Below are 13,050 nucleotides of genomic sequence, written 5' to 3'. Positions count from 1 at the left end.
AACAGGGTTCTGTTCTTTGGTATAGTAGTAAAGTTTAGTTGAAAATTAAATTGAAACAGTGAAATGGATAGATATATCCTGTTGCAATAATACAGGGTAGCATTGTAATGCGCAAGCGGTTTTTTTGATATACCCTGCACAGGGTAAGCAGGTTGCCGTTTTATTCAAACGCCGCGGCAGCTTTTTCAAGTGCAATACCTCGTGAAGCTTTGAATAAAATGTAGCTGTTTTGAGGCTTTTGCACCAAAAAATGCTCTCTTAACAGGGTCGAGTTTTCAAAATGCCGCGCATTAGCAATTTGTGCATAGGGTGCAAAAATAGGTCCTACAAAATAGACCGTTTCAAACCCAAGTTGTTTGCAAAGGGTGGCCATTGCCTCGTGTTCAGCAGGGGCAAAACTACCCAGCTCAAGCATATCCCCAATTACAACGATTTTATTTGGTGTTTCAAAGCCTGCAAAGTTCCTCAAAGCAACCTCCATGCTGCTGGGATTAGCATTGTAGCAATCCATATACAGCACATTACTGCCTCTTTTCACCACTTGCGAGCGGTTATTGGTGGGTGCGTATACTTCAACTGCAGCTTTTATTTGTTCTGCCTCAACCTCAAAATAATGACCGATAGAAGCCGCTGCCATAATATTCTGAAAATTATATTCACCGCTAAGATTTGCTTTTATAACCCCTGCACCATAGGGCAACACGGCTTCTATAAATGGATTAACAGATAATAATTCACCTTTATAATCAGCACTGGTTATTTTACGCTGCTCGGTATCATACCCATATTTATACTGGCGTTCAAGCCTGCTTGCCATACGTACCAACCATTCATCATTAGCATTTACAAACGCTAATCCGTTGTGGTGTAGCAGGTGCAGGTACAACATACTTTCTTCCTTTGCAACACCTTCAATACCACCAAACCCCTCAAGGTGTTCTTTCCCGATATTGGTAGTAATACCATAATTTGGCTCAGCTATTTGACATAACAATTCCATATCACCGGGCTGGTTGGTGCCCATTTCAATCACAGCAATTTCAACCTGCGGGGTGATAGAAAGTAGTGTTAATGGCACTCCGATGTGATTATTAAGATTACCTCCCGTAGCCAGTGTATTATATTTTTTTGAAAGTACTGCTAACAACAACTCCTTAGTAGTAGTTTTACCATTACTACCGCCCACTGCAATCACCGGAATATTCAATTGCCTGCGGTGGTAATTAGCAAGCTGTTGCAAGGCTTGCAAAGCATCATCGGTTTTTAGTATACGCTCATCGGTTGTTGCAATTTCTTCATCAACAACGGCATAGGCTGCGCCCTTCTCAAGAGCATCAGCAGCAAATAAATTGCCGTTAAAGTTGGCTCCCTTAAGGGCAAAAAATATGCTGCCCTCAATTATATTACGTGTATCGGTACACACCTTATAACTGCGGGTGTACAACCCGTATAAATGCTGTATGGAAGGTAATAACTGCATGGCTTAAAAACCCCGCTATATTAAGCTAAATTTAGCGCTTATCGTTTTTTTGTTACATTGGGGCAACATTTTACTATTTAACACTATCTAACTATGTACTTAAACCCACGTGTGCGCATGAGAAAAACGTTTACCCTTTTGGCGACATTGGCCTTCTGTTCTTTTGCCTTTGCGCAAAGTCCTAAATTTTATTTAGACAATTCACTGGTGTTTAATTCTGCTCCGCAACAAAAAATTCCTTTTCCTTTTGTGGGCGGTTTGGTTTCTCCCCAATTTTCAAACATTGATTTAAATGCCGACGGTGTAAAAGACCTTTTTGTGTTTGACAGGGGCGGGAACAAAGTACTGACCTTTATTCGTAATACAGGTAATGGTGCCGATTGGATTTACGCTCCTCAATATGAATTTGGTTTCCCTAAAATAAATTCTTGGGCACTGTTAGTAGATTACAATAAGGATGGCAAAGAGGATATTTTTACGGCCGCCGACCCCTATTATTACTCTCAATCGATAATGGTATATAAAAACGTATCAGCCAATGGCATTCCTGCTTTTGAGGTTGCTAAAGAAGTGCTTGAATACGACCAAAACGTGGACGGTTTACCATTAGCCTCTATTTACAATATTGATATTGATATGCCCGCAATTTTTGATGCCGACGGCGATGGGGATATTGATATTTTAAGCTTTGACGCTTCAGCGGCTTCTATCACCTTATACGGAAACGAAGCTGTTGAAGACACTTTACCAATGGATAGTCTTCGCTACCGTGCCTACGATTTATGCTGGGGTAATTTTAGGGAAAGTTTTATCGACCGTAGCGTTACGCTGGGTGTAGAATGCTGGGGCGGTAAGTATTATCCGAAAAAATCAGGAGCGCACTCAGGCTCTACCATGTTGATGCTTGACATGGATAACGATAACGACAATGATTTGATATTGGGTGACGCTTCATACGATGAGCTTACCCTACTTACCAACGGAAAAACCCAGTTTTCATGGTATTCTGATTCGATGGTAGCTTATGATACCGTATTCCCATCGGCTAACCGTGCAAAAGTATACACCTTCCCTGCTGCATTTTATGTAGATGTAACAAACGATGGGGTTAAAGACTTAATTGTTGCCCCAAATATGGCTTCAGGAGGTAAAACATTAAATCAGGTATGGTTCTATAAAAACAACGGTACCAACACTTTGCCTGCATTTGCATTAGTAAAACAAAACTTTATACAGGACAGCACCATTGATTTCGGTTCGGGAGCTGCACCGGCTTTCTTTGACGTGGATAATGATGGTGACAGCGATTTGATTGTGGCACACAGGGGCGATTATCAGGTGACTTTAAACGCCGCTGACCGCATGAATTTGTTTCTGAACACCGGAACCAAAACCAAACCCGTATTTGAACTGCAAAGCGGCAACGATTATTTAGGCTTGATTAAAGACGGTATTCGTGACATGAAGCCTACTTTCGGCGATTTGACAGGCGACGGAAAGCCTGATATGCTGATAGGCGATGCTGACGGTAAATTGTGGATGTACCAGAATAATACCTCAACAAGTCTATCGTTTACTACGCCTATAAAAAATTACATGAAAATTGATGTGGGCAATGCTGCCGCACCTCAACTTATCGACCTTGATAAAGACGGCCTGCTTGATATTGCCGTAGGTACTTCATCGGGTATAATCAATTTCTTCAAAAACAAGGGTACTGCTTCTGCTGCAAACTTTGACAGTATTCCAACTATCGACACTTTGGGCGGTGTATTTGTAAACGCTTGGTATTACTACTACGTACCCGACCCTAACACCGGTGAAATTATAGATACTACTGTAGTTTACGATACAAAAGGCTATGCTACTCCCCATTTTGGAGACTTTGACCTTGACGGTAAGCTGGACTTAGCGGTAGGTTGCTACAGCGGTAAACTTTGGATGTTTGACAGCATTACCGATAACCTAAACGGCGATTTTGTACCCAACGATACTTTCCTGTTCAATAACATTACCAAGCAAATGGGCGGCTACTCACCCGGTATGCGCTCTGTACCCGTAGTGGCAAAACTTAGCGATAGCGCAAAAGCTAAACCTATTATGGTAATTGGTAATTTTAGAGGAGGCATTAACTTCTTAAACGCTCTGGAGGATACTTCAAAAGTTCAAAACCCTATCGGGGTGCGTGAAATAAACCCTGAACTGACTGTATCTGTATACCCCAATCCTGCAAATACCAGTGTAAGCATTAGCCGCAGCCTGCAACAATACGATGGTGCGGTAGATGTTACTTTAATTGATTTATTAGGCAGGGAGGTATATGCCGGAGTTATTGCTGAAGGCAGTGCGATGCACACTATTAGCACCACGCATTTGCAACAAGGTATTTATTACATACAACTACACGGAGGATTGCACTACAAAGCAGTGCAAAAAATAACAATACTAAGGTGATGGGAGGTCAGGCTTAAACCTCTTAGACTACTTTTTCTACACTGAATGGCACTCTGCACTGGGTGCCATTCGTGTTTTCAGGCATTACATAGTCAATTGTTGGAACACGTCTTCCAAACGCTGTGTTTCCTGTGCCGATTCTAAGATTACAAGGTTATTATCCACCGCAAAACGGAACAACAACTCTTTTATCTCATCAGGGTTGCCTGCCAGCAATTGCCAGCGGTTGTCGCCCAAATGCTTTGCCTGCGAAACGCCTTTAATGGTTTTTAGCTGCTGTTCAGTTACGTTGCCCTTAAACACCACTTTAATAATTGCATTGCCGCCTTTCACAAAACGGCTCTTCAAAGTTTGGGTGTCATCATCGGCCACAATCTGACCTTTATTTATAATTATCACACGGTCGCACAATGCCTCTACCTCTTGCATAATGTGGGTAGAAAGTATTACCGTGCGGTCTTTACCCGTTTCTTTAATCAAATTACGTATTTCACTAATTTGGTTAGGGTCAAGTCCGCTGGTAGGCTCATCCAAAATAAGCACCTTGGGGTTGTGTAACAACGCTTGTGCCAACCCTACCCGTTGACGGTAGCCCTTCGATAGCTGCCCTATCTTCTTTTTACGCTCAGGGGTAATGCCTGTTTTCTCAATAATCTCATCTACCTGTACATTCACATTACCCGTCAAACCATGTAGTTTAGCAGTAAAATGCAAATACTCGCGCACGTACATATCCAAATACAACGGGTTATGCTCAGGCAAGTAGCCAATGTGGCGACGCACTTCAATGGGGTTTTCAGTCACATCAAACCCGCATACTTCGGCTTTACCCTCCGTTTGGGGGATAAAGCACGTTAATATTTTCATAGTGGTTGATTTTCCGGCACCGTTAGGACCAAGGAAACCAACAATTTCACCGGGGTTAACAGTGAACGAAATATCATTAACGGCCTTTTGAGTGCCGTATAGCTTGGTGAGGTTTTGTACTGAGATTGACAAGCGACTATCTTTTTTAAAGCGACAAAAATACAGTTTATAAACGCATAACGGCATTTTTTGGTGTGCAGGTTAAAATGCAGGGAAAGTTTTTAGGGTAACAATAATATCCACCCCTTCACCGGCTGATTTAAATCATAACTTGTGTATTAAAGTTTATAATTATCTTGCGAACATCTTACAGTAAACTTCCGTCCTCAAAATCAAGATGGCAAAAGTAACTTTCGCTAATAACAAAAGCCCTTTTTATGCGGCTCTCCACAAAGAAGTAGACGCATATTTTAAAGAAACCAAGCTTTCTAAACAAGGTAACTGGAAACTTTACATAAAAACATTTGTGTTTTTATCGGTAACGGTGTTGTTATACACTTGGCTGGTATTTTACACTCCGGTATGGTACGTGGCTCTTTTAGCTGCTGCTTTGCTGGGCATGAATCAGGCTTTTATAGGCTTTAATGTGATGCACGATGCCTGCCACGGAAGCTATAGCACTAAAAAGTGGGTGAATGATTTTTTTGGCTACAGCATGAATTTTTTGGGCAGTAATGCCTTCTTATGGAAAACCAAGCACAATGTAGTGCACCATACATTTACCAATATTGACGGGATTGACGATGATATAATGAAGATTCCCGTACTGCGCCACTGCGAAACCCAAAAGAAACTAAAAATGCACCGCTACCAACACATTTACGGTGTATTGGTGTATTGCCTCACCATCCATTTTTGGGTATGGCTGATGGACTTTATAAAATACTTTACAGGCAAAGTGGTAGTAACTCCGCTTAAAGATTTCACCGTAAAAGAGCATATTATTTTTTGGGTGAGCAAGGTTTGGTATGCTGTGGCATACATTGCTATCCCTTGGTATTTTTTAGGCTTTACCAACTTTATTATCGGGTTTATGGTAATGAATGCTTTGTTTGGCCTCACTATGTCGGTAGTGTTTCAATTAGCCCACGTGGTAGAAAAAGCGCACTTTGAAGAAGCCCTGCACGGTGATAAACTGATTGAGAAAGAATGGGCAGAGCATCAAGTGCTTACTACTTGTAACTTCTCATTAAAAAATAAAGCATTGTCGTGGTTCTTAGGCGGTCTTAATTTTCAAATTGAGCACCACCTGTTCCCCAAAGTAAGCCACATTCATTATCCTGCATTAAGCCCCATTGTGGAGCGCGTATGCAAGCAATACAACGTTACCTACAACTATTACCCAACCATGGGCGAAGCCATCGTTTCGCACTATAAGGTAATGCGCGATTTAGGGCGTTAACTTTTTAGACGAAACCCATACTCTCATAGGCAACAACCCATAGATATATGGGTTCTTTAGGTTATAACCTCATTGCGTATGAAAAGATTTCTTCTTGTTTTTATAATTGCGCTGCTTTGTAAAACAGTTCCCGGTCAAAATATAGTTGGCTCTTATATAGGTTATAAAGCTATCGACTCCGTTACCTACGAAGTATATTTAACCCTATACCGTGATTGCGCGGGAAGTTCTGTAAACACCCCCAACATAAAAGTTACAGGTAAATCATCAGGAATATATACAGCTAGCACCACCCTGCAATCAGTTAGAGATGTTACAGGCTCTTTTAACGGTTGTACTACCCAAACAACTTGTAACAGCGGTTCTTTCCCTTTAGGCATTCAAGAGCTTGTTTATAAAACCACCGTTGATGTTTCATCAGGTGCCTGCCGTTATTATTTTGAGTACGATACTGGCAGCCGCCCCTCTTATATTACCAATGGTGCTGCAAGCACCCCCCTATCAAACAGTGTATGGATTGATAAATGCCTGGGTGCCAATACCAGTGCTGTTTACTCCTTACCACCGCAATTCATACTACCATTAGGGCAAGATTTTATTCATAACCACGGCTTTTCCGATGATACCGATTCGTTAAGCTATAACCTTGTGGCTCCGTTGGGGGCAGCATCAAGCAATTGGCAAAAACCCGTTACGTTTCTTGGGTTCCCTAATGCCTCCCTTATCTTTCCGTCAGGGTTTCGTTTAGATAGTGTAAACGGTTCATTTATGTTCAGGCCCACAAAAAACAACGAAATTTCATCCTACTGTATACAAATTACTGAGTGGCGAAAATCAGGAAACAGCCGAACCGTAATTGGCCAAACAAGGCTTGAAGGCACTTTTTTTGTGATGTTAGACAGTATAAACAAAATGCCCAAACTATCCGGAAGCAATACTGTTGCCTGTGTGGGTAAAAAACAGTGCATTACCATTACTTCCTCAGATTCGGACACTAGTGACAGTACTTTTATCTCGTTTGCAAAACTATTACCGGGTGCAACCACTACCATTACTTACAATGGAAAAAATGCTGTTGCTGAAGTATGCTGGACAGCACAAACCAGCGATTTAGACAACACAAATTTTATTGTTGCTACTGTACGCGACAACAGTTGCCCCAAAAATGGCACCGCCGCAAGGAGTTTTATCTTCAGTGCAAAAGAGACACCGGATAGCAGCTACTTTGGTTTAGGGGGCAAGTCGGTATCGTGTAATACCGCCCGAATTAAGTTAATCACAAAAAAATCATTAGCCCAAGCTACTTTCCACTTTCAGCCCATTGATTCAGTGATAGCCTGGCAAATTAATGGCGACTCGTTGAGTGTTTCGTTTGCCGATACGGGTTGGAACAAGTTTTCGGTGCTGCTTCGTACAAGTGCCCCTTGCACCAGCGACCCGTTAGTTGATTCGGTATATATTCCTGCCACTTCGTACAAGTTTCAAATTTCTGCCACAAACGATACCACCTTATGTACGGGCGACTCGATACCACTGTTTGCAACACCCTTAAACGGTATTGCCCCGTTTACCTACAGCTGGAGTTTAAACGGCGCAGGTTTATCCAATAGTGCCTCTTTGTATAACCTCCCTGTTGCCACTGCTGCTTATAAAGTTATTGTAACTGATAATAACCGCTGTGTGGCATCAAAAAATATAATCGCAACGGTAAACAGTATCCCAACGGTATCGGCCGGAATGGCCAAAACGGTATGCCCCAAAACATCGTTTACCCTTGAGGCTGTTATATCGGTAATATCAAAAGCTCCCTACACTTTTATATGGAACGGAACCGACACCGGGCAAACCCTTGCACGCAGTCTTAACAACAGCAAATGGTTTCATGTAATTGCAAAAGACAGTAATGGCTGCTCATCATTGGCTGATTCGGTATATTATACTGTGTACCCTTTTAAGCTTACCAATTTCCCTGATACTACCATCTGTTATGCCACATCCGTTTCAATGGCTGCCACCGCAACCAACTTTAAAAACCCATTAAAGTATGAATGGATTGGTACTTCTAATATTTCAAACACGATAACTGCATTAAACCTTACCAAAGACTCTTTATTTGTACTAAAAGCTAAAGACGGCAACGGGTGTGAGTTGTATGACAGTGTACAAGTTACTGTACTGCCCAAACTGCTAATAAATGCAACCGCTGATACAGGTGTTTGTAAAGGGGGCGATATTACCCTTAAAGTAAAAGGGCACAACGGGGTTATGCCTGTTTCTTATTTGTGGGACACCACTTATACAACAGATACGTTGCGCGTTACCGTAAATGCTACCCAAACACATTACTTAAAAATAACCGATGCTTTTGGTTGCGTTGGATTAGATACTATTACAGTGACAGCCAACCCCAACCCATTGCCCAATGCAGGGGCTGATAGTGTTGTGTGCAAGGGTACCACCTTAACTTTTAAGGCTACCAATAGCGCAGGTACAGCACCGTTTAGCTATTTGTGGGATAATACACACGCCACTGATACCTTCAGCACGTTAGTTACATCACAAAAAAGTTATGTAGTAAAGTGTACGGATAGCAATAATTGTGTAGGCTTTGATACTGTAGCCGTTAACGTGCATCCAACAAGCAAAGCAACATTTACACCCCTTCCGCAGCTTTGCCAAAACGATACTCTGCAAACACTGCAAGTACTGCCCACTGGCGGCACGTGGTTGGGCAACGGGGTAAGCGGCAATGTGTTTAGCCCCCAACAAGCAGGAGCCGGAATACATATTCTTGCTTACTCTTTTACGGATACTTTCGGCTGTATTTCAGCAGACACCACCACCGCACTTGTTGATACAGTTCCCGTACCTTCATTTACAGTAGATATTGATACCGGTATTGTTCCTTTTACAATTAACCTTACCAACACAACCCCGCCGCCTGCAAACACATGGCAGTGGGAAGTACGAAATGAATTTGACACCGTTACGCATACCTCTACCAATAAAAATCCATCATTCACAATAACTACAGTAGGAAAGTATAGCATCCGTTTAACTGCGGGAGATGGTAAATGCTACGGGGAAACAACAGTGAACAATGCTGTAATTGGGCAACTGAAAGTGGGTATTAATGCAGATGAAAATCCTTTTATAATTTATCCCAACCCTGCCGCTACTAAAGTATTTGTTAAGGGTAGGGAAATAAATACCATTAAATTGTACGATATACAAGGCCGTGAAATTTCAATTAGTACTGAACATGAACAAACCGAGCATACGGTGTTCTTGCCCAATATTGAAACAGGCCTCTACCTGCTTCATCTTGAGTATAACGACAAAAAAAATTATGTATATAAATTGATTGTTATACATGAGTAAATGCCCTCTCTCACAAGGCATTGTTAAATAATTACAAATAAATTGCCCATAAATAAGCAACGTATAACCTACACCAACGTATCTTTCTTATACAAGCCTATACCATCTTTTATGAAAAGGAAATTTTATCAATTACGAGGTGCATTTATTTTTTCGCTTATTTTTTTAAGCCAGATTTATTCGGCATCAGCAAATGCAACCATGGGCTCACATATTACTTATAAAGCCATCGATTCAGTTAACTATATCGTTTACGTAACACTATACCGTGATTGCAATGGCTTAGTCCCTTCAAGTCCTGTACTTACAGTTACCGGAAAATCAACGGGTACATTTACCAGCACAACAACGTATATCAACAAAACCGATATCACCCATTTATATTCCCTATCAGGCTGTACGTTAGGCAGTCGTTGCACAAGCTCAGGAAATTATGGTATTGAGGCTTGGGAATTTGCGGATACAATTAACATTTCAGGCGGTGCGTGCGAGTATAGTTTTGCAATAACTGAGTGCTGCCGCAGCGGAGCCATTTCAACAGGCATGGCCACTACTGATATGTACAACTTTGCATGGGTAAATAAATGCGGCGGAAAAAATACCGCTCCCAAACTGGTACAACATCCCCGCTTTTTACTCCCCGTAGGAAAGGATATTACCATTAACCACGCCATGATGGAGTATGACGACACTCAAGATTCAGTGTCGTTTATACTGGCCCCTGCTTATACTGCAGCCAGTACTGTTGCTTCCTATGCCGGAAGTTTTAGCTACACAAAACCGCTTACATTTTTAGGCTTTCCAAACGTAAGCCTTTCTAACCCTGCCGGTTTTCGCATGGATAATGTTACGGGAGAAATTAATTTTAGACCAACCAAACAGAATGAAATAGGGATAGTTTGTATTGAAGCACGGGAATACCGAAAAGTAAACGGAACCGAAACGTTGGTAGGCTTTAGTAGATTAGAGATAATGGTTAATGTTGTTTCATCTGCAAACATGAGTATGCCGACAATTAGCACTGCCGATGAGTCTACATGCAGCGGTGTAAGCAAATGTATAAACATCACTACAGGTGGCGTTGACACTACCTTTTTTGCCGGCTGGAGCCAGAATATACCGGGTGCAACTATTACCAACGTAACCAATACACCCAACCCAATGGCCACCTTATGCTGGACCCCAACCATCGCGCAAATTAGAAGAGCCCCCTACTTGTATGTTGTAGGTACTATCAGCAATCAATGCGTTGCCAATGCTTATATGCAAAATACACATGCCATTTATGTAAGGAAGGGTTATGACAGCAGTAACCACGCTGTTGAAAAAGTGGTGGTGGGTTGCAACAAGGTAATTGTAAAGGCTTATAAGGATTCTTTTCCCGACCTTACGCTTGACTGGAAAATTGAAAACGGATTTTTTGATACCATTATCGGCGACTCGGCAATTATGTACTTCAACAAGCCGGGCTGGAACCACTTTGCCATAAGGAGTAAAAACAAGTTTGGCTGTTTTGGCAATTATGAGCGTGATTCTGTTTTTATTTCTCCGTTATACGCCCTGCAATTAAACACCTCAAACGATACTGTATCGTGCAAATTTGATACTCTGCAACTTAGCGCTACACCCTCAAACGGCAGCGGTCCGTATAAGTTTTGGTGGGATGACAATGCTACTGAACACAGCGGTATTGCAAGAATACCTATGCTGGCTACTAAGTACTACAAAGTAACTGCGGTTGACGGAGCAGGTTGCTTAGGTACTGATTCTATACGTGTGGCTGTTTCAGCGCCACTTGCTTCTATTGGTCCTGATACAACCGTATGCCGTTATACACAACTGCAATTAACCGCCAAACCCGTATCGGGTATTGCGCCTTTTAAATATGAATGGGTTGGCATTGACACTACACAAAGCATCACCCGACAGATAAACGACTCTGCCCGATTTAATTTAAAAGTAACTGATTCTACAGGCTGTTACGACATTATTACCCGAAAAGTAAATGTATTTAAGTTTAGCCTTGATTTAGGTGCCGATAGGGTTATTTGCCACAACAAATCTGCTACTGTAGTTGCCACTGCGGTTGACGGGGCAGGTCCGTTCTCGTTCCCCTGGCCTATTATTCAAACCAACAAAGCTTCTTATACTTATACCCCAACCGCTGACTCTGTGTTTACCATTTCTATAACAGACAGCAGAGGTTGTATTGCCTACGATACCTTAGTGGTAAAAAGCAATCCTGCCATCACTGTTTCGTTACCTGCTACAGATAGTGCATGCGTTGGCACAAAAATTACCCTTGATGCCTCAGCAAGTAGTGGAGGTAGCGGGCCTTTGACTTATTCATGGAATTCATTATCTCCCACATCGCCTATATTTTTGTTTACTGTTTCGCTTGCTACCCGCCAGATAAGGGTAACTGTAACCGATAGCGTTGCATGTTCAGCTACCGATACATTGTTTATGACTCCCTTCCAAAACCCAATGGCGTTTGCCGGTGCTGATTTTACGGTCTGCTACGGAGCTACCGCCGCACTAAAAGCAACCGCATCAATAGGCAAAGCCCCTTATACTTACAGTTGGGTTAACGGTGCTACTACTGATACTACCTCGTTTGCGGTTTATACAACCAACACTTATAAGGTTATTGTTACTGATAGTTTTGGCTGTCAAGACGATGATGATATCAGAGTTAGTGTACACCCCAGAAACAGGGCAACCATTACGGCACCCGCGCAGGTTTGCGCCAATGCTCAACCCGTTGCATTAATGGCATCGCCAAGTACAGGAAGCTGGCAAGGCAATGGCGTTACAGGCACTTCGTTTAACCCTGCCGTTGCAGGTAGTGGTAACCACAGTTTGTTCTACAGCTTTATGGGGTCAAACAGTTGCCCGATGACAGATACCGTAAACATACACGTTACCAATAACGTACCTGTTGCAGCCTTTACAAATAGTAATAACGTAGGCAACCTACCGCTTACCGTTCAGTTTCTTGACTTAACATCAGGAGGAGCCAGCAGCTGGAACTGGTTAATAACAAATGCTGCCAACACAATAGTAACCACATCAACCCAACAAAACTTTACGTATACGTTTACAAGCTTGGGTACCTACAATGTAAGACTGATAGTATCTAACGGCACTTGTTCAGACACCATTGAAAAGAAAGACCTGATAACTGTTACTAAAAATGTAGGAATACAATCCATTGCAAATTCACATTACAAAATATACCCCAACCCCGTTGCATTAAGCAATATGCTTACCGTAGAAGGTGAAAACATTGCTGCTATCCGTATTACCGACATTACAGGCCGCACAATAAACGCAGGAGTACCTGATATTGGTGCGCAAAAGGCAACAATTGCCACTGATGCTTTTGAAGCCGGTGTATATCATCTATTACTTACGGATATATTCGGGGTACAATATCAATACAGTTTTATTATTACTAAATAAT

Annotated in this window: 6 protein-coding genes; 4 read left to right on the top strand and 2 right to left on the bottom strand. The window is 42.0% G+C overall.

What is annotated here, in order from left to right; translation table 11 throughout:
• Nucleotides 1-160: 160 nt before the first annotated feature.
• Nucleotides 161-1,480 carry a UDP-N-acetylmuramoyl-tripeptide--D-alanyl-D-alanine ligase gene (locus F9K23_13785; GenBank protein ID KAB2914493.1) on the bottom strand — a complete coding sequence of 440 codons (1,320 nt, stop codon included), beginning with the start codon at nt 1,478-1,480 and terminating at the stop codon, nt 161-163.
• 93 nt (nt 1,481-1,573) lie between these two features.
• On the opposite strand from F9K23_13785, the gene F9K23_13780 reads away from it, so the two are divergent.
• A complete protein-coding gene (locus F9K23_13780) occupies nt 1,574-3,934 on the top strand; it encodes a T9SS type A sorting domain-containing protein (protein KAB2914492.1) in 2,361 nt (786 codons plus the stop codon).
• An 84-nt stretch (nt 3,935-4,018) separates the two neighbouring features.
• On the opposite strand, the gene gldA is transcribed toward F9K23_13780, so the two are convergent.
• Entirely contained in the window at nt 4,019-4,933 is a 915-nt protein-coding gene (gene gldA, locus F9K23_13775; protein ID KAB2914491.1) for a gliding motility-associated ABC transporter ATP-binding subunit GldA, read from the bottom strand.
• A gap of 205 nt (nt 4,934-5,138) precedes the next feature.
• Here gldA and F9K23_13770 point away from each other — a divergent pair, with 205 nt between their 5' ends.
• From F9K23_13770 to F9K23_13760, 3 genes are all read left to right on the top strand, one after another.
• Complete coding sequence (locus F9K23_13770; GenBank protein KAB2914490.1) at nt 5,139-6,203, top strand: acyl-CoA desaturase; 1,065 nt, start codon at nt 5,139-5,141, stop codon at nt 6,201-6,203.
• Nucleotides 6,204-6,281: 78 nt separating this feature from the next.
• Entirely contained in the window at nt 6,282-9,584 is a 3,303-nt protein-coding gene (locus F9K23_13765) for a T9SS type A sorting domain-containing protein (protein KAB2914489.1), read from the top strand.
• A gap of 111 nt (nt 9,585-9,695) precedes the next feature.
• Nucleotides 9,696-13,049 (top strand): hypothetical protein, encoded by a 3,354-nt coding sequence (locus F9K23_13760; protein ID KAB2914488.1) that lies wholly within the window; start codon nt 9,696-9,698, stop codon nt 13,047-13,049.
• Nucleotide 13,050: the final 1 nt, after the last annotated feature.

This window comes from Bacteroidota bacterium, assembly GCA_008933805.1.
GTDB lineage: Bacteria > Bacteroidota > Bacteroidia > UBA8524 > UBA8524 > SB11.
Note: the sequence above shows the minus strand (reverse complement) of the source record. Positions and strands in the feature narration are given on the sequence as shown.